Below are 17978 nucleotides of genomic sequence, written 5' to 3'. Positions count from 1 at the left end.
TACAAACCATTCAATTTGCTACAAATTTACAAATAAAAATACCTTCTCCGACAGATTAGATTATCGAAAAAAGTATTAAAGCGAAACGAATGTCAATTCGTACAAATAATTGTAGAATTTCTTTTTATATTTTTTTTGTTTTAATGGCAATTCAAAGGTTACTTTAGAAGTTTAATAAAATGATTCAGAACACGGGCGGTGAGCCCCCAGATGACTTTGTCTTCATAGTAATAGAAATGTTCTTTCATATTTCTTGCCTGCCAATTGTATTTTTCTCCACCGGGAATCTTTTTATAAGGGAAGCTCTCTTCAGGTTCCATTTTAAATTTGATATTGTACAAATCCGGTTCTCTTTCAAGAAGATAAGAGAGTGGTGCTGTGAAAATTTCTTCCACTTCGGCTGGGTTCGGACGCAATTCTTCCAATGCTACATTCAGTCTGCCTACATATGGGTAAATAATGGTCCCAAAAGGAGACACGATATAATCTAGCGGATATATGTCCGAGATGGTATTCTCATGAATTCCCAGTTCTTCAGACGTCTCCCTGCTTGCAGCTGCCTTCTCATCAGAATCTTTTCGATCGATACGGCCTCCTGGAAAACATATTTCCCCCGGCTGTCTCCGCATACTCAAGGAGCGGACTTCGAATAAAACGTGAATGTCACCATTCACTTCTATTAAAGGAAGCAGAATAGCATATTCGGAAAATGTTTCACTTCCCAGCACTTTAGGCGTTCTGTCCTTGAAGCGCATCAGTAGTTCGTTCACATTCATTCTATTCCCCCCTTTGCTATAATCTATTCTATGATTTTCTTTATTATAGTATGAACAGAATGTAACACCAAACCAAAGGTGCTCAATATTGAAAATACCAAATTTATCCATACATTATATAAAACTATGATATACTATTGAATACTTCTCAAAATAAAAAGAAGAATCTTCAGTACAAAATAGAAAGGATTTGAAAGCATGTTTGGAAAAGTTGCTTCAGACGTATTAGGTTTAAGTGATATCGGCACAGTCATCAAGCCGGCAGATTACGATAAAGCCGATTCCGATGATTATATTATGCATGAGGATGGAGAAAAAATTTATTTCTTGATCAAATCAAAGGCCGATGAATATTGCTTTACAAACAAAGCTCTCATTCATCTGGACGGTACCAGTGCAGCCAGCAAAAAACGGGTGCTACGCCGTCTGGATTATTATAAATATCAACTCTCGAATGTCCTGCTCGAAACTGCTGGTACAGTCGATCTTGATGTAGAAATCAAGTTTAAGATCGGATCTGACATCTATTCCATTGATGTTCATAAAAAACATTTAACAGAAGTGAAAGATCTATATAAATCTTTAATTAAGATTGGTGAAATCACTACTGACAATAGCATTTACTCTTCTTTTGCCAATGAAAGTCTTCAACTTGCGTCGTCGACTTTGGGTCAAGTGAAAACAAATGATGCGAATATAGTTGAACAATTTAAAGAGGTCAACCAATATGCCTTTCACTGGTTATCAGATAAGAAAAAAGAGTTTACTTTAAAAGATTTTGGGTTTGTATTTGAAACATTCATTCAAAATTAACCTTCATGATCCGGCTGGAATATTCAGCCGGATGTTTCTTATGACATTTCAGATGCATGTCTTCCTTTCCACTCCTGAATCCCATCATCCTCAATGATTCCCAACGTAACATCAGCAATATCAGGATCGGCTATTAACTTTTCCTGAATGGCAAACTTAATATCATCCGCTTCTGAAAGAGGCATTCCCTTCTTCAATTCAAGATATGATTCTACATGGTAATAGCGCCCTTCCTGGATGATCCTCAGCTTGAAGATATCAATGACTGCTTCATGTTCAAAAATGGCAGCGGCAATCCTGTCTTCTACTTCCTTCGGAGCCGCAACTCCAATCAGACCGACCATATTATCATACCCCACCCGAAAGGCAACCCCCACCATCAGAAATCCAATTACGATCGTCACGATCCCATCCAGGAGTTGAAACGTGGTGAAATAGGAGACAACTACCGCTATCATTGCAAGAATAGCTCCCGATACAGCTACCAGGTCTTCATAAAATACAAGCCTTGTTGGTGGAGCAGCCCTTTTTACATGCTTAAACGCATCCGTGACAATTCCTGCTCCCCTGCTCTCCACTCGTGCTTCCTTACCGATTTCCTTCATGGCTTTAAAGAGTATCGTTCCATCAATGATGATATTTAACAGCAGCACTGACACATTGATCCAGATCCCTTTAACCTCTGCTGGATGCTTGAGTAGATGAAATCCTTCACGTATTGTTTCATACGCCATGACCGACACTACGATGACCGCAATCATACAAAATAGATTGATGACACGTCCAAAACCTGTAGGGAATTTTTCTGTCGGCTTTTTTTCTGAAAGGACGCTGCCGATGAACACAAACCCCTGATTAACTGAATCGGCTAATGAGTGCATAGCGGATGCAAACATGGCCCCACTTCCACTGAATAGAAATGCAGCCCCTTTTGCTACTGCCAGGATCCCGTTTCCCACCATCGCAAAGAAAGAAGATTTATTGCCTTTTTTCACTAATGAGAGAAAAGATTCATTACTCATCAAGCTCACCCCTTACAATTTTTCAACCTAATAGGTAGTATCTCTCAAGTCAGTACTTTCATAAGTCAATTGACGAACCTTTTGAGCTTTTCTATACTGATACAAAGAGTGAGTATTAAGATTTCAAATTTAGTTAGGAGTACAAACCATGGATTTCACCATTCAGCATCTTTCCTTTTATTTAATACAGGTCGAAGGCAAAGGGGAAGAAGCAGATAAGCGACATAAACACTTTCAAACGCTAACAGGTTCTGAATATGAAGAAAGCCCTTTAAAAAGCTTTCTTGACGGAGAACTGACGAAGATCGTCAAACGAAAGGTAGACAGGCATTCAAAGTCAGAATCAGCTCCAACAAAGATTGGCCGTTTTGTTGTGGAACCCGGTCATGAGCTTACATCCAATCCAAACTACAATTTATTTCACCGAACCCGTTTCGCTGAGAATAAAGATGCTTTTCGTGAAGCATGCGACCAGTTTGTTCAAATGTACATAGAGACCAGCGCCATCAGAGGCGGGGCCTTTCTGGTGGCATCAGCAAAGCTGACAAAATTTTTTGATGATCCCTTCTTGTTCCTCATGAAATGTGATTTTGAACCAAAGGTAGCGACCATTACGGATGAAGCCACTCTGATTCACAATGTAGAGATGGCAATCACCACGAAAAATATGAAATCCATTCAATATCCGTATATGCCGGAGGAAGGTATGATGGATTCAGCGGAGATCAAAATTCATCAAGCTTCACACGCAAGATACTTCGAAGATTTCCTGAAATGGGTCGAGTATGAAAAGTCCATGCCTGAAATCGTCAAATCACAAGTATACGGTATGGTGAAGGAACATATCTCTGAAACCTATGCTGAAGAAAGCGACGAACGGGTTGAATTTGAAGAAGCTGTGGAAGAGTGGGCAATCAGCCCGAAGCGTGAACTGCAGGAACGGTTCACAACTGAACAAGTGGTTGAAGCCACCTCTCAAATCGTCGAGCAGTCCCCTGAAGTGGAACTGAAAGTGAAGCTTGACCATGTATCCGTGAAAGCTCTTCTCTCAGACTTCGGTGACATCGTTCACTTAGCCAAAGTGAACGGTCGCTATATCTTGATGATTGAAAGTGAATCGGTCATGTTTGAAAAAGGCTTCTCCCCTCTTGAATTTTTAAAGCCTGATGACTTGCATGATGTGATTCAGCGTATACAAGAAAAGCCGTGAACTTCTGCCATTGAAGTTCATGGCTTTTCTTTATCATATTCCTCTCATTGGTCTAATCACCCTATTGTCAATACATGGATAGTGAACTAATATTTAGAATGAATATACTTTATTCTGCAAGAGATCGGGGGATTAGAAATGCTTACTACCAAACAACTTCAAGATATCAAAGAACTTCAGAACATTTGCGAAAATCATGAAGACATCCACTTAAAACTAAACTGGGAAATGCTAAAAAAACGCCAAAACGATCAGGATGACTTTTTGCATTATAAGGATAACAGACTGATTGGATTTTTAGGTTTATATGGTTTCGGGGATTCGTATGAATTATGTGGGATGATCCATCCGGATTTCCGACGTCAATATCTGTTTCAACAGCTGTTCAAAAATGCACTGATCTCTTTGGAGAATCGTACAGTGAACAAACTCTTACTTAATGTTCCGGGGTCATCGGCTTCGGGAAAGGAATTTGTATCTACCACCAATGCCGTATACGACTTTACGGAGTATGAAATGAAATGGAATCAGTTACGATTGGACTTAGAAACGGATACTGTAGGATTAAGAACTGCTGATGAACACGACATAGAAACCATTATTGACCTTGATGAAAAATGCTTCGGGATGGTCCGAACAGATGCTGCATCCTACACACAAAGGTTATTTGAAGAGTCTTTAGGTAATTTTATGATCCAATATAATGAAAATACAGTCGGAAAGATAAGAGTTCATAGAACAGAAGGAAAGAGCTTCATTTATGGATTTGCTATCTTCCCCTCCTTTCAGGGAAAGGGCATCGGGAGAAAAGCATTGTCACAAGTGGTGATGAAGGAATCGGAGTGGACTGGTGACATTTTCCTGGATGTGGCAGCGAACAATGGTAACGCACTGAAACTTTACGAATCCAGTGGTTTTCAAACCTTCTACAGCCAAGATTACTATCATTATCCATTATAATAAAGTAAGGAAGCACAGTGCCATTTTCAGGCGCTGTGCTATTTAAGTATAAAATTTATGCTCAATCTTCCAAGTATCTTCAATCATCAAAATGCCATGAGAATAATAAGGAAGTTTACGTTTATCAGTGGGAGAACCAGGGTTGAACAGAAGAACCCCTTTCATGAAGCGTAAAAAGGGGATGTGGGAGTGACCAAAGATGATCACATCCACATTATCTTCTTCAAAAGCTTCCAATGCCCTTTTTTCAGTGGTTTTCCCCACTCCGTCCCCATGTGTCACACCAATCTTAAGTCCTTTCACTTCAAAGACCCTTTTTTTGGGGAGAAGCGATTGAAGTTCATCGCTGTCGACATTTCCGGCAACGGCAATCAATTCCCCATACCTTGCAAACTCTTTATATACATCAAGGGTCTGAAAATCTCCTCCATGGATGATAAGATGACTTTCCAGAAGATCCTTCTGAAGTGTACGAGGTAGTTCTCTTCCTTTCCTGGGCATATGTGTGTCAGACACAATGACTATCTTCATCTCATTCTCCTTCGGATTTTTCATTCAGCTTTTCCCTTTCCTTCTCAATCCATTCCACTTCAATCCTGTTAAACAGAGGCGATGTCTTTTCTATTGTTAGCTTCAATGGCAGGGATACACTTTTCCACTCGAGCTGATTGGACATGCCTAACTGTCCTCCTATCTTAGAAGCGGTGAAGGGTAAAAAGGGCTCAAGGAGATTCCTAAGGTTACTTATGATGTAGAGGAATTCTTCGAGTACTTTTTTCCCTTCCTCCCTCTTTTCTTTTACCATTATCCAAGGTTTTCGTTCATCAAAACGTTTATTCGACCATCGAATAAATTCGAATACCTCTTCCAGCCCCTGACGTGTACTCCCTGCTTCAATCCATTCACCAACAGAGGTATATGTTTCTTCCACTTTTCGTTGCACGATCTCTTCAACAGTGGTTAAGGTAACACCATTACCGAATTCTTTCTGGTAGAACTTCACCGTGCGTTGAACAAGATTTCCACATGCTCCTAGAAGTTCACTGTTATGGCTGTAAATAAATTCACGCCATGAAAAATCGGCGTCCCTCTTTTCAGGTGCATTAATGGTAAGGTAATAGCGAATGGTATCGGAGGGATAATCCGCTAGAAGGTCCTTCAGCCAGACAGCCCAATTTCGACTTGTCGAAATTTTTCTTTTCTCCAATGTGAGATATTCGTTTGAGACGATGTAATTCGGTAAAGTGATTTCTTCATTCAATCCCATAAGGACCGCTGGCCATATAATAGTATGAAATGGAATGTTATCTTTCCCATGAACATAATAAGCATGGGTATCCTTTTTCCAATATCTTTCCCACTTATCTACACCTTCTTCAGCCCATTTCTTTGATGCACTCAAATATCCACACACCGCTTCTATCCATACATAGATTTTCTTGTCACGAAAGCCTTCAATCGGGACTTCCACCCCATTTTCTAAATCTCTTGTGACCGGGCGGTCCACTAGCCCTTCATTAAGATAACGGCTGGTAAGCTGGACGGCATTCTCACGCCACTTTACTTTATGTTCATTCAATAATCGTTGTAGCGGTTGTTGAAAACGGGAAAGCGCAAAGTACAAATGGGTGGTTGTTTTGAGAACTGGTTCATGACCGCATAATTTACACCTTTTATCCAATAAATCTGTCGCATCCAAGACAGTCGAGCAGTGATCACATTGATCACCCCTCGCGATTGAACCGCAGACCGGACAGATTCCTTCCACGAATCGGTCAGGCAAAAATCGTTTATCATGCTGGCAGTACACTTGCTCTACTTCCTTTTCATACAGCCACCCTCTTTCATATAGGATGGTAAAGATCTTTTGTACCTCCTCATGATGGTGACGGTGATCGGTTCTTGTATACTCATCATAGCTGAATCCCAACGATTGAAAGCATTGGACAAATTCTTCATGATAACGGTCTGCTACCTCATCTACACGGACACCTTCCTCTTTTGCCCGAATCCCAATTGGTGTTCCATTGCAATCGCTTCCTGACACATAAAGGACTTCTTCTCCCTTCAAACGATAATAACGGGCAATGATATCCCCTGGGAGCAATCCCGCGATGTGCCCCAAATGCAGGGAGCCGTTGGCATAGGGCCAAGCCCCACCTATAAAAACAGTCATATTCATTTCCTCCTCACTATAAATAAAAAACCCCTCGTCCCGTAGATATCAAAAGACATCTAAGGACGAGGGGTTATGCTCGTGGTACCACCTTAGTTCATAGCCTGCTCACGCAAGGCTATCTCAACAAGTACGGGGTATGCCAACCCTTATACCGTAGCAGTGATAACGGACGCTCATCCCCGTTCTACCCTACACCCTGAAGGTTCGAATAGAATGCTCCGAGACCATCTTCCCAAGACCGTTCCCTTGCTTCTTTTCAGCATCCGAAGCTCTCTTTTAAGGGGACTGACAAGGTACTCTTCTCATCTACGCACAAATCAATTTGATTATATTATGCCACTATTTCCAAAAAATGCAACATTCTTTTGAAGGTTTTATTTTCAGGGTTTGGTGGAAAAGAGTAGGGACAAATTTTTATTGAAGTACCATCCATTAAATAGAGGTGATGCCCTGTTGTATTCGATGCAAAGGCAATTCAAACGTCCGAAAGGCTTTCTCGGCTGGGTTGTTGGGAAAGTGATGGAGATAGATAATAGGAAAATAAATAACTGGTCGATTAAACAATTGAACATCAAAAATGGTGAACGTATTCTTGAAGTTGGATATGGACCGGGCTATTGTATCCGGCGGATTACCAACCGCTTCCCACGAACTCTCGTAGATGGTGTCGATATTTCCGAAACCATGAAAGAAACCGCACAAAAGAAGAACGAGCATGTCATAAAGAGAGACATGGTTCGTCTGTTTATTCGTGACATCAGTGAATTCGAGATGGAGAATGTTCAATACGACCGGATTTTTTCCGTCAATAATTATCCTTTATGGAATGATAAGAAACGAGCCCTCAGCCATATTTACAATATGCTTAAAACAGAAGGTACCTTGCTCATTACCGTCCAGCCACGCGGAGAAGAAGAACGGGACAGCAGGGCCGAAAAGTATGGTAAAGAGATCTCTGAGGCTCTACAGGAAGCAGGATTTAAAGACATTGCACTTTCGTATAAAAAGGTTAAGCCTGCTTTGACTGTGTGTGTGAAGTGTGTGAAATAGAGATTTATCTGTAAGGGACGACCCTGGCAGGCTTCCACATTGATGCATCTTCTATCATGAATAATAATCAGCCGGTCCTTAAGGACCGGCTGAACTCTATTACTCTTGAGAACCTTCGTCAGAATTGCTCTCATCCGTGTTGCTTTCTTCATCCATGTTTTCTTCCGTACCTTTATCATCTTCTGTGTCGCTGCTGCACCCGGCTGCAAATGTAACTACTGATAGAGCTGTCATTAACATTAATAACCACTTCTTCATACTTTTCATTTTCATAGCCTCCTGTTATGATGCTTTGTTCAACTACATCTCTATCATACTGATTTTCCAGAGTAATAGAAGGCTATTTACCTTTATTTAACATACATTTAGATTCTGTTCATCTACTTCTTGATTTCTTTACAAATATGATATATTTCACGATTGGAGGGTCCCCGCTTTGGAGGCGCTGATTAATTCCGTGATTTCATCGAAGGAGTTCTGTTGAATAAGATCAATTATTCTGCTACCAACGACAACTCCATCACAATTCTCACTCATTTTGCGTACATGATCAGGAGTGGATATCCCAAATCCAGCGAGAACCGGAACTGTACTGTTATTCTTTAGTTTCTTCAAGTGAGTGGATATATTGCCGGCAAATCCCTGTCTTGTTCCTGTAATGCCGTTTATCGTAACAGCATACAGGAATCCCTCCGTCACTGACGCCAGTTCCTTGATCCTTTCAAGAGGACTTGTTAGCGTGGCCAGTTGAATAACGGCAATCTCCTGTTCTCTGGATGGTTCACTTACCAGCTCATAGTGCTCCAATGGAAGATCTGGAATGATGACTCCATCCACCCCCGCCTTTTTACATGCCGCGAAGAAACGTTCTATACCATACTTGTAAACTGGATTCATGTACGTCATAAAAATAAGGGGGATCCCGATTTCTGCTCTACTCTTCATTAATAGGTCGAACACCTGCTGAAGCGTTGTCCCTTTCCCCAGTGCTCTTTTTCCCGCTTCTTGAATCGTCGGTCCATCTGCAACGGGATCGGAGAACGGGATCCCGAGTTCAATGGCCGTCGCTCCACTATCCTCAAGTTTCTTTAAGGTTGCTATCAAGGATTCAATTCCACCGTCTCCCGCCATTACATACGGAATGAACAGCTTATTTCCTTGATCCAATTCAGCTTGAAGGGTGCTCTCCAAAAATCTCTTACCCATGTTGACTACCTCCCATTAATTCTTTTACTTGTTCAACGTCTTTATCTCCCCTGCCTGATAAACATATGACGACCGACTCTTCCATTGACATGCTCTTAGCGATTTTCACCGCATGAGCAACAGCATGGGAGCTTTCGAGGGCCGGAATGATACCTTCAGTTTGGGATAATTGTTTGAATGCATCCAGCGCCTCAGTGTCTGTAATGGACGTATAACGGACTCTTTCAATTTCCTTTAAGAAGCTGTGCTCGGGCCCCACACCTGGATAATCCAGTCCTGCTGAAATTGAATGGGCTTCCTGCACCTGCCCTTCTTCATTCTGAAGGAGATACATCATGCTGCCATGTAGGATACCGACAGACCCTTTCGTTAAGGTAGCGGCATGTTTTTCTGTTTCAACACCGCTTCCAGCTGCCTCGACTCCGTATAGTTCTACTTCTTGGTCATCAATGAACGGGTAGAACATCCCCATGGCATTGCTCCCTCCCCCTACACATGCCACTATGGCATTCGGGAGGCCCCCCTCTTTCTCGAAAAATTGTTTTTTCGTTTCATTTCCGATGACACTCTGGAAGTCTCGGACCATTTTCGGAAATGGGTGCGGCCCCAATACGGACCCCATGATATAGTGAGTATCTTCAACATTGGCGACCCAGTAACGGAGAGCTTCATTGACAGCATCCTTCAGAGTGGCACTGCCCTGAGTGACACTGATCACTTTCGCCCCGAGAAGCTCCATTCTGAATACATTCAGCTTCTGTCTACGAATGTCTTCCGCTCCCATGAATATGACACAGTCAAGGTTTAATAACGCACAAACCGTTGCGGTTGCCACCCCATGCTGCCCTGCTCCTGTTTCAGCTACGACCTTCCTTTTCCCCATTCTTTCAGCGAGGAGGGCCTGACCGATCGTATTATTGATTTTGTGTGCTCCTGTATGATTGAGATCTTCACGCTTCAGATAGATTTTCGCCCCACCTAACTGCTTGCTTAAATTTTCCGCATAATAGAGAGGGTTTTCCCTTCCAACATAATCTTTTAAATAGCTTTGAAGCTTCTCTTGGAAACCATCGTCTTGGGTTGCTTCCTCGTAAGCCTCTTCAAGTTCCTGTACGGCTTTCATTAACGATTCAGGAACGAACCTTCCACCGAACTGACCGAATAAGCCTTTTTGATCTGGTTGTGCATACAACATTTTACTTCCTCCATTCATTCTTTTATCTTTACACTGATTTTGCCTCTCGGATAAATGATTCTATCTTCATCCGGTCTTTCCTTCCATCGGTTTCAACTCCACTCGAGACATCCACCATATAAGGACGGACCTTTGTGATCGCCTCCCTCACATTGTCAGGGTTCAATCCTCCTGCAAGAATCAGGTGCTGAGGGGTGATCACTGAATCTGTATAGTCCCAATTAAATGTTGTCCCGTTTCCTCCTCGATGTGGTCCCTTTCCACTATCCAACAAGATCATCTCACCGCCGAAGTCTTCCATTCCGGCAATATCTTCTTTTTCCTTCACCGGGATCGCTTTGATAAATGGAAGATTGATAGTGTGGCAGAACCGAACTGATTCGTCTCCATGCAGTTGTACATAATCAAGATCCACCAGGTGAAAGATCTCTTCCAGTCGATCCATTGTTTCATTCACAAACACTCCGATTTTCAATAGATGTGTAGGAAGTGACGCACTGATACGAGCTGCTGATTCCACGTCTATTTTCCTTTTACTTTCGGCAAATACGAAACCGATGGCATCTGCTCCCGCTTCAAGTGCCCACTCGGCTTCCTCCAGTGTTCTGATACCGCATACCTTCACTTTTGTCATTTGATTACACCTTTTTTCACTTGAAGGGATGATAATGTCGATTCCGTATGTTCACTCCTCATCAATGTCTCTCCAACGAGGACTCCTTGTGCCCCTGCATCACTTACTCGCCTGCAATCCTTTTCATCTCTTATTCCACTTTCACTAATAAGGACAACCTCTCTCCCCTTCACCATGGATGCAAGTGATTCAGTAATGAGGAGATCCACATCGAACGTTTTTAAATTCCGATTATTGACTCCGATTATAGTAGCTCCAAGATCTAATGCTTCCTTCATTTCATCTTCGTTATGAACTTCTACAAGAATTTCAAGATCAAGGCAGGATGCGTAAGTATATAATTCTTTCAATCTGATGGGATCCAAGGCCGCAACGATTAAGAGAATCACATTTGCTCCTGCATCCCTGGCACGATCAATTTGAATTTCATCGATGATGAAGTCTTTGCAAAGAATCGGGATCGAGACCGCTCTCCGCACATCGGCAAGATCCTCCATCCTTCCTTTAAAAAAGGGTGTATCAGTAAGGACAGAGATGGCGCATGCCCCAGCTTCTTCATATTTAGCAGCCTGTAACACCGGATCGACTTCCATTCTGATATCCCCTTTTGATGGAGAGGCCCGTTTAATTTCTGCTATTACTTGTAGTACATCTGCTGTTTTTAATGATTCAAATAGAGATTTTGAAGACATATCTTGATTCTGATAGAGCTCATATCCAGCTTGTTTCAACTCCTGGACTTCTTTTTTCTTCTTTTCAATGATTGTTTCTAAAATGGTAGACAATTAAATCACCTGCTTTCGTCGTTGTTGGCTGAAGTGAATCAGAGATGACAGTGCATCTTCTGCACGACCGCTTTGAATGCTCTCCCTTGCAAACTTTACGCCCTCTGCGAAGGTCGATGCTTTACCATGTGCGAACAATGCGATACCGGCGTTGAATAGGACGGTATCAGTATAAGCTCCTTCTTTCCCCCGCAAAACGTCCTGTAGTATGCGGGCGTTGTCTTTTGCATTCCCACCACGTATTTCTTCGATGGAGTAAGAAGGAAGGCCGACTTCCTCTCCTGTTAACGTAAATGAGCTGATCTTTCCATCCTCTAACAAGACGAGATGATTCTCCCCTGCAAGTGATGCTTCATCCATGTTATCTGCACCATTCAGAACGATTGCCCGTTTTCTTCCCAACTGATGTAAAACCTTCGCCATCGTTTCTAGTTTGTCTCTTCTATAAACACCTACCAGCTGGGTTTCCAATTGAACCGGATTCGTTAATGGACCTATAAGATTAAAGATGGTCGGAAATTTCAACTCCTTCCTTACCTTCATGATTTTTTTCAGCCCCGAATGGATATGGGGTGCATACAGGAAGGCAAGATTGGTTTCTTGCAGAAGACGTTCGATTTCATTCGCCTGAAAGTCCAGGGAGACACCCAGTTGTTCCAACACATCTGCACTCCCGGTTTTGCTTGAGATGCTTCTATTTCCGTGCTTTGCCACTTTGACACCGGCACCTGCCAATACGAATGCGCTCGTGGTACTGATATTAAAGCTCTGAGACCCATCTCCTCCTGTTCCACAGTTGTCCAGTACACCATTCAAAGTGCTTGTAATCGGCAATGCTTTCTCTCTAAGCACCTCAACGAGGCCCGTCATTTCATCCACGGTTTCACCCTTCATTTTCAACAGTGATAAGAAACCTGCAATTTGACTATCTGTTGTATCTTCCATGAATAATTGTTGAACCGCTGTCCTCATCTCATCTCTCTCTAATGAATGACCCTCAGATAGTAATTGTAGATAATTTTTCACGGTTATTCTCCTTTCTCTTCTCTTCTAAAAAATTCTCAATGATTTTCTTCCCCGTTTTCGTCCCGATCGATTCCGGGTGAAATTGAACTCCGTACAGAGGATATTTCATATGCTTGATGGCCATGATCTCGCCATCATCCATAGAGTGAGCAACTTCTTCTAATGACTGCGGCAAAGTCCCTTTCTTGATAACCAATGAGTGATATCGCATCACTTCCAATGGTTGAGGCAGATATTCGAATACCCCACTGCCATTATGTTTGATAAGGGAAGTTTTCCCATGCATCACATTCCCGGCAATTTCTATGCTTGCCCCAAAGGCTGCTCCAATTGCCTGATGTCCCAGACAAACCCCGAGAATCGGCACACTAGCGTGAAGATTCTGTATAATAGGGATGCAAATCCCCGCATTTTCCGGCTGCCCCGGACCCGGTGAAAGGATGATTGCAGAAGGATTCATTCTCTTTACTTCATCCAATGTGATGGCATCATTCCGTCGAACGATGACTTCTTCTCCTAGCTCTTCGATATATTGAAACAGGTTATACGTAAACGAATCATAGTTATCTATCAATAAGATCATCCTGTTACCTCCAGTAATGATTTTGCTTTATTCAATGTTTCCTCATATTCACTTTCAGGATCAGAATCATATACAATACCTGCGCCTGCTTGAACATTTGCCTTGCCATCCTTCAGAACCATTGTTCGGATTGCCAGGGCAAAGTCCAGATTTCCGTTGACCCCTATATAACCGACAGCACCTGAGTATACGCCGCGTTTGGTGGTCTCGAGTTGATTGATGATCTGCATCGCCCTGATCTTCGGTGCACCGCTGACTGTCCCCGCAGGCAAGCAGCTTGTCAGTGCTTCTAGTGGGGAGACGTCTTCTTTCAATTCCCCTTTCACCTCTGAAACGATATGCATCACGTATTTATACCTCTCGATGGTTAAATACTTGGATAAAAAGATTGAACCTATGGTACAGATCCTGCCTAAATCATTCCTGCCCAAATCGACAAGCATGCGATGTTCGGCTATTTCCTTTTCATCTGATAGAAGCTCTTTTTCTAGTTCCAAATCTTCTACCACGGTGTTCCCTCTGTGTCTTGTTCCTGCTATTGGATTTGTGGTGATCTCTTTCCCCTGTACTTTCAACAGGCTTTCCGGCGAAGCCCCCAATACGATATAGTCTTCAAAATCGATGAAGAACATATATGGTGATGGATTTGATTTTCGCAAGCTTCGATAGAAAGAAAAGGGATCTCCTGAAAATGGGGCTTGAAGCCTTTGCGAAAGCACCACTTGAAAGATTTCTCCTTTTTTAATCGCCTCTTTAGCCCTGTGAACTTTCTCCATGAATTCTCCTTTTGATGTTTGTGCAGTAAAGGAGAGTCGTTTCAATTTTTCTTTATGAGTGTGCAGGTATACATCGGTTAGCTCATCCTCGATTTCCTCTACTTTTTCTTGAAGATTTTCTCCTCCCCCCTCTATCCATTCATCCATGACGACGATGAATACTTTATGTTCGAGATGATCGAAAACGATGACTTTTTCATAGAACATTAGGTGTATGTCCGGCATTTCCAGTTCATCATGGGGGGTGATTCCGATTTCTTCGTACTGCCTGATCACATCATATCCAAGGTATCCAATCCCCCCACCTGTAAATGGAAAGGGTGCATCGAGTATGTCCTGTCTCGGTATCAGGTTTTGAATCATCGCTATAGGATCCCCAGTCCTTTCTTCTATTTCGTCTGAATTGATTTTCTTGAACTGAACCGTATTTCCATATGCCTTACATTCCAAAAACGGATCGCTCCCAACAAAAGAATACCGTCCCGATTGTTCATGTTTCAGCGAACTCTCCAGTAAAAATTTCTTCTTGCCCTTTAGCGATTGATAGAGTGAAATTGGGGTGAACATATCACCATTCAATTCTTTTACCACATAGTTCAATTCCTGTTGCTTCATCATTATTTGCCTCCAATTCAACATTCCATTAAAAACCATAAAAAAAGTCCCCTATGAACATAACTCTCTGTTCATAGAGGACGATGCTGACCGCGGTGCCACCTCTTTAGTTGGGATACATATATGTATCCCCTCTTGATTCAAGTACGGGGTGTAATCACCCGATACTCTATCCTTTTAACGGTGGAAATCCGGACAATCCTACTTCATTCAGATCATCTCTCATAAGTCCATTCCAGACAAGCTATCATGCTAAGGTCTCACTATCCTTAACTCCCTGTTATGCATCACTTGAATGTACTCCTCTTAATCAGCGATTTATCAATATTTGATTATAAAAAAAAGGTATCTCATATTCCATTACATCATCATGTAAAGGACGAGATACCCGTGGTGCCACCTTTGTTGACTGTCATAAACAGTCCACTCAATCGTATCAAAGCAGAATGCTTGAATACACGTCTTTTGTAACGATAAGACATTCGCCAAAGCCTACTCCGGGTGGTTTCGGTTTGGAGGCTCGGAAGTCCATTCCCTAAGACCGCTCACACTGGTTCTCACCAACCACCAGCTCTCTTAAGTGTCGATCAAAGGTACTCCTCTTCGTCATAGCCATTCGCTCATTTAATTAATTGTTTATTATACTAATCCCTTTTTTTCTCGATGTCAACCATTTATCTGAAATTATATTCAGTGTCGTATTAAATGGTTCACCCAATGGAAATCATCGTCGAATCACAAACAGGCTTGTAGCCTATTTCCATATAAATTTTGTTTGAGGTGGGATTATCCAGGTCTGTATATAGTGAACAGAAGGAGTGATCCTTCAGTAAAAGGCGGCTAAGTTCTGCCACAACAGAAGATGCGTATCCTTTCTTCCTGTGTTCTGAAGGGGTATATACAAAATTTACGGTAATTCCATTTTCTGTTCTCCTTGCAGCCCTAGCCATGGAAACCGGTTGTCCATCCACTTCCCAAAAGAACACATAGGATTCATTTTCAATCATATCTTTCGCCCTTTTACGTGCATCTTCATCAGACATGGGTGTCACTTCTGTATCTGCGACAAATCCACTAATCCATCGGGCTAATAGTTCTTCTTGATCTGTATGTACAGGTACCATTCTTCCTTTACTTAACGTAATATCATTCACCCTATTCAATTGATATACACGTTGGTTCATACGGACCTTGAAGCCCTTTCCTGTCAGCCTACACCAGGCATTAGTCAATTGAGATGCGGTTTCTTTCTCGGAAACAAAGCCAGGAACGGCTATGTTTAAAGCATCACAAAAGGTTTTTAGCCGTTGTACGATTCCCAGAATCTCTTCTTCCTCCACCTTCAGAGTACCTACAAGATAATGGGGAGGAGTCATAATGAATGACCCCACAACGCCGCCTCCCTCCTTTTCAACCAGTAAAAGAAGAGGATCTTTATATTTGTCACTCGTCTTCATTGTGTTCACTAAACCCAATGGCAGGTTATTGGCCGCTTCATCTTCCATTAGAAGCGGGTACACCCGGTCGTGGAAGGCTGATGGGTCCTTATATTGTGTCAGTTTATACATATTATCACCCCATCACAGTATTCTCCAAGTCAAATCAGGATTCCTGCTTTACAAGGAAAGCTTTTTTCCGGTGATGGAATGAAAGACATGGTAACCACTCACAGATACACCGATGGTCCCCGCACCTGGAAAAACAGAGTCACCACATACCCAGATATTCCTCAAAGGTGTTCTGTGCGAAAGACTGTTAAACATGGCATGCTCTTTGGTTTGAGGGAATCCTCCAACAATCCCCCCGGGCCGACCCGTAAATCGCTCCCATGCCTTAGGTGCACCCGGAAAGATTTCGACAATCCCCTCTCTAATAGAGGGTATGGCTGACTCAATGGCAGTCAGCATTTTCTGTAGAAGTAGACTCTTGTAAGAATCATATTTCTCTTTCGTATTCCAATTGTCTAATTTGGTATGTGTGGATACGGTCAAGGTCCGGAATCCTTCAGGTGCACGCTGACGATCTTCTGGATGTGATAAAGAGAGAAAAAGGTGGTCCCCTTCCGTCATATTTCCCCTGGAACTCGTACATAACTGGGAAAACAAAGGAAGTGATTGCGGGATCACTTCTTCCTTTAATAAAATGTAAAGTGACATTGTCCCCCAGACAGCCTTACTATCTTTTCCTTGTAAATAGCGTTTAATTTTCGGTACATATTTGGAAGGAAACAGAGGTTCAAGAGTTTGAACCGGTAGGTTGCATATGACATGGTTTGCTCTATATTCATTGCCCCTGTGATCAAACACCATCCACTGATGATTTTGGTCATCCCGATCAATACCGACTACCTTCCTCCCCAAAGACGCTTTGACGCCCTCAGATTCTGCTGCATCGAGAAGACTATGAGCTATATGGAATAATCCACCTTCGAGGTAAAAAGCTCCTTCATGGTAGATATCGAGGGCCAGACATCCTAATAACAACGAACATTGATCGCTCACCACCTGCATACTGTCAATCAACTGTCCATCAATAAAGTGTTTAAAGGATAGATGAGTATGAAGACTGTATTTTTTCAGCAGATGAAGCATGTTTTTGTTAAGCGATGGAATGAGGGTCATTGATTCGGGACGCAGACTTAAGATGAGTTCCTTCCATTCTTTCACCGTTTGAGGGGGGAGAATCGGCATTGCTCCCATTAAATGACGGATTTCCTTTGCCACCTTGTATACTTCTTTAAAGTAATAGTCAATTTGATTGGCTATTTCCGGGAAAGCTTTCTTTAGTTCATTCACATGGGTTTCCCTATCCCGATGAAATGTCAAGCTAACATGAGGAAGGTGAACGTCCATCACCTGCTCGAGCGGCAGATGAGGTGGGGGGATGATACCCAAGTATGAGAAGATACGCTGATGAATCCCGCCTGTTTCAAACCCCATGCCTAGAGTCGCCCCAACAGGATATACAACGTTTCCCCGTTGGAACTTCCCTGAACATCCACCCCATTCCCGTGATGCTTCCAGAATCTGTACACGGAATCCTTCACTACCGAGAAGGGCTGCTGCAGTCAGCCCCCCGATACCTCCTCCGACTACAATAACAGAATGATCCATTTTCCCTCACCCAATCCGTCATTAGTTTCTATCCA

General features: G+C 42.4%; 18 protein-coding genes and 3 other annotated features. Of the genes, 4 read left to right on the top strand and 14 right to left on the bottom strand.

Annotation, left to right across the window (positions count from 1 at the left end):
• Window positions 1-158: 158 nt before the first annotated feature.
• A complete protein-coding gene (locus LCL96_RS06235) occupies window positions 159-776 on the bottom strand; it encodes an NUDIX hydrolase (RefSeq protein WP_224940556.1) in 618 nt (205 codons plus the stop codon).
• Window positions 777-974: 198 nt separating this feature from the next.
• On the opposite strand from LCL96_RS06235, the gene LCL96_RS06230 reads away from it, so the two are divergent.
• Window positions 975-1589: a PH domain-containing protein gene (locus LCL96_RS06230; RefSeq protein ID WP_224940555.1), complete on the top strand. Its 615-nt coding sequence runs from the start codon at window positions 975-977 to the stop codon at window positions 1587-1589.
• 38 nt (window positions 1590-1627) lie between these two features.
• Here the strand turns inward: LCL96_RS06230 and LCL96_RS06225 are convergent, their stop codons facing one another.
• Window positions 1628-2611, bottom strand: a complete 984-nt coding sequence (locus tag LCL96_RS06225) for a cation diffusion facilitator family transporter (protein ID WP_224940554.1) — start codon at window positions 2609-2611, stop codon at window positions 1628-1630.
• Window positions 2612-2759: 148 nt separating this feature from the next.
• Between LCL96_RS06225 and LCL96_RS06220 the strand changes: the two genes are divergently transcribed.
• Together LCL96_RS06220 and LCL96_RS06215 are read left to right on the top strand one after the other, a co-directional pair.
• Window positions 2760-3821, top strand: coding sequence for a DUF3900 domain-containing protein (locus LCL96_RS06220; RefSeq protein ID WP_224940553.1), 1062 nt, complete (start codon window positions 2760-2762; stop codon window positions 3819-3821).
• 138 nt (window positions 3822-3959) lie between these two features.
• A complete protein-coding gene (locus LCL96_RS06215) occupies window positions 3960-4781 on the top strand; it encodes a GNAT family N-acetyltransferase (protein ID WP_224940552.1) in 822 nt (273 codons plus the stop codon).
• A gap of 42 nt (window positions 4782-4823) precedes the next feature.
• Here the strand turns inward: LCL96_RS06215 and LCL96_RS06210 are convergent, their stop codons facing one another.
• Window positions 4824-5312 carry a metallophosphoesterase family protein gene (locus LCL96_RS06210; protein WP_224940551.1) on the bottom strand — a complete coding sequence of 163 codons (489 nt, stop codon included), beginning with the start codon at window positions 5310-5312 and terminating at the stop codon, window positions 4824-4826.
• A gap of 1 nt (window position 5313) precedes the next feature.
• Window positions 5314-6957 (bottom strand): methionine--tRNA ligase, encoded by a 1644-nt coding sequence (gene metG, locus LCL96_RS06205; RefSeq protein ID WP_224940550.1) that lies wholly within the window; start codon window positions 6955-6957, stop codon window positions 5314-5316.
• A gap of 58 nt (window positions 6958-7015) precedes the next feature.
• Window positions 7016-7278 (bottom strand) — a binding site (T-box leader).
• Between the two features lie 144 nt (window positions 7279-7422).
• On the opposite strand from metG, the gene LCL96_RS06200 reads away from it, so the two are divergent.
• Window positions 7423-8010 carry a class I SAM-dependent DNA methyltransferase gene (locus tag LCL96_RS06200; RefSeq protein WP_224941313.1) on the top strand — a complete coding sequence of 196 codons (588 nt, stop codon included), beginning with the start codon at window positions 7423-7425 and terminating at the stop codon, window positions 8008-8010.
• A 99-nt stretch (window positions 8011-8109) separates the two neighbouring features.
• Here LCL96_RS06200 and LCL96_RS06195 read toward each other — a convergent pair whose 3' ends face one another.
• The 10 genes from LCL96_RS06195 to LCL96_RS06150 form a co-directional block, all read right to left on the bottom strand.
• Window positions 8110-8277 (bottom strand): hypothetical protein, encoded by a 168-nt coding sequence (locus LCL96_RS06195; RefSeq protein ID WP_224940549.1) that lies wholly within the window; start codon window positions 8275-8277, stop codon window positions 8110-8112.
• A gap of 147 nt (window positions 8278-8424) precedes the next feature.
• The gene (gene trpA, locus LCL96_RS06190; protein WP_224940548.1) at window positions 8425-9216 is read right to left on the bottom strand and encodes a tryptophan synthase subunit alpha; all 792 of its coding nucleotides are present in this window, start codon (window positions 9214-9216) and stop codon (window positions 8425-8427) included.
• Complete coding sequence (gene trpB / locus LCL96_RS06185; RefSeq protein ID WP_224940547.1) at window positions 9209-10411, bottom strand: tryptophan synthase subunit beta; 1203 nt, start codon at window positions 10409-10411, stop codon at window positions 9209-9211. Before trpB ends, trpA begins: the two co-directional genes overlap by 8 nt.
• Window positions 10412-10439: 28 nt before the next feature.
• Complete coding sequence (locus tag LCL96_RS06180; RefSeq protein WP_224940546.1) at window positions 10440-11045, bottom strand: phosphoribosylanthranilate isomerase; 606 nt, start codon at window positions 11043-11045, stop codon at window positions 10440-10442.
• Window positions 11042-11830 carry an indole-3-glycerol phosphate synthase TrpC gene (gene trpC / locus LCL96_RS06175; RefSeq protein ID WP_224940545.1) on the bottom strand — a complete coding sequence of 263 codons (789 nt, stop codon included), beginning with the start codon at window positions 11828-11830 and terminating at the stop codon, window positions 11042-11044. Before trpC ends, LCL96_RS06180 begins: the two co-directional genes overlap by 4 nt.
• Window positions 11831-12856 (bottom strand): anthranilate phosphoribosyltransferase, encoded by a 1026-nt coding sequence (trpD, locus tag LCL96_RS06170; protein ID WP_224940544.1) that lies wholly within the window; start codon window positions 12854-12856, stop codon window positions 11831-11833. It abuts the gene before it with no gap.
• Window positions 12828-13439 (bottom strand): anthranilate synthase component II, encoded by a 612-nt coding sequence (locus tag LCL96_RS06165; RefSeq protein WP_224940543.1) that lies wholly within the window; start codon window positions 13437-13439, stop codon window positions 12828-12830. The genes trpD and LCL96_RS06165 overlap by 29 nt, the downstream gene beginning before the upstream one ends.
• Entirely contained in the window at window positions 13436-14833 is a 1398-nt protein-coding gene (trpE, locus tag LCL96_RS06160; RefSeq protein WP_224940542.1) for an anthranilate synthase component I, read from the bottom strand. The genes LCL96_RS06165 and trpE overlap by 4 nt, the downstream gene beginning before the upstream one ends.
• 70 nt (window positions 14834-14903) lie before the next feature.
• Window positions 14904-15153 (bottom strand) — a binding site (T-box leader).
• Window positions 15154-15202: 49 nt separating this feature from the next.
• Window positions 15203-15449 (bottom strand) — a binding site (T-box leader).
• A 91-nt stretch (window positions 15450-15540) separates the two neighbouring features.
• Window positions 15541-16398, bottom strand: a complete 858-nt coding sequence (locus LCL96_RS06155) for a GNAT family N-acetyltransferase (protein WP_224940541.1) — start codon at window positions 16396-16398, stop codon at window positions 15541-15543.
• Between the two features lie 48 nt (window positions 16399-16446).
• Complete coding sequence (locus LCL96_RS06150; RefSeq protein ID WP_224940540.1) at window positions 16447-17943, bottom strand: FAD-dependent oxidoreductase; 1497 nt, start codon at window positions 17941-17943, stop codon at window positions 16447-16449.
• Window positions 17944-17978: the final 35 nt, after the last annotated feature.

Source organism: Rossellomorea aquimaris (assembly GCF_020172085.1).
GTDB lineage: Bacteria > Bacillota > Bacilli > Bacillales > Bacillaceae_B > Rossellomorea > Rossellomorea aquimaris_E.
This window is presented reverse-complemented; position numbering and strand designations above follow the sequence as displayed.

Bases quoted from the DNA above. Each gene is read 5' to 3' on its own strand.
- LCL96_RS06235 (WP_224940556.1), bottom strand. From the start codon at position 776: ATGAATGTGAACGAACTACTGATGCGCTTCAAGGACAGAACGCCTAAA.
- LCL96_RS06230 (WP_224940555.1), top strand. From the start codon at position 975: ATGTTTGGAAAAGTTGCTTCAGACGTATTAGGTTTAAGTGATATCGGC.
- LCL96_RS06225 (WP_224940554.1), bottom strand. From the start codon at position 2,611: ATGAGTAATGAATCTTTTCTCTCATTAGTGAAAAAAGGCAATAAATCT.
- LCL96_RS06220 (WP_224940553.1), top strand. From the start codon at position 2,760: ATGGATTTCACCATTCAGCATCTTTCCTTTTATTTAATACAGGTCGAA.
- LCL96_RS06215 (WP_224940552.1), top strand. From the start codon at position 3,960: ATGCTTACTACCAAACAACTTCAAGATATCAAAGAACTTCAGAACATT.
- LCL96_RS06210 (WP_224940551.1), bottom strand. From the start codon at position 5,312: ATGAAGATAGTCATTGTGTCTGACACACATATGCCCAGGAAAGGAAGA.
- metG (WP_224940550.1), bottom strand. From the start codon at position 6,957: ATGACTGTTTTTATAGGTGGGGCTTGGCCCTATGCCAACGGCTCCCTG.
- LCL96_RS06200 (WP_224941313.1), top strand. From the start codon at position 7,423: ATGCAAAGGCAATTCAAACGTCCGAAAGGCTTTCTCGGCTGGGTTGTT.
- LCL96_RS06195 (WP_224940549.1), bottom strand. From the start codon at position 8,277: ATGAAAAGTATGAAGAAGTGGTTATTAATGTTAATGACAGCTCTATCA.
- trpA (WP_224940548.1), bottom strand. From the start codon at position 9,216: ATGGGTAAGAGATTTTTGGAGAGCACCCTTCAAGCTGAATTGGATCAA.
- trpB (WP_224940547.1), bottom strand. From the start codon at position 10,411: ATGTTGTATGCACAACCAGATCAAAAAGGCTTATTCGGTCAGTTCGGT.
- LCL96_RS06180 (WP_224940546.1), bottom strand. From the start codon at position 11,045: ATGACAAAAGTGAAGGTATGCGGTATCAGAACACTGGAGGAAGCCGAG.
- LCL96_RS06165 (WP_224940543.1), bottom strand. From the start codon at position 13,439: ATGATCTTATTGATAGATAACTATGATTCGTTTACGTATAACCTGTTT.
- trpE (WP_224940542.1), bottom strand. From the start codon at position 14,833: ATGATGAAGCAACAGGAATTGAACTATGTGGTAAAAGAATTGAATGGT.
- LCL96_RS06155 (WP_224940541.1), bottom strand. From the start codon at position 16,398: ATGTATAAACTGACACAATATAAGGACCCATCAGCCTTCCACGACCGG.
- LCL96_RS06150 (WP_224940540.1), bottom strand. From the start codon at position 17,943: ATGGATCATTCTGTTATTGTAGTCGGAGGAGGTATCGGGGGGCTGACT.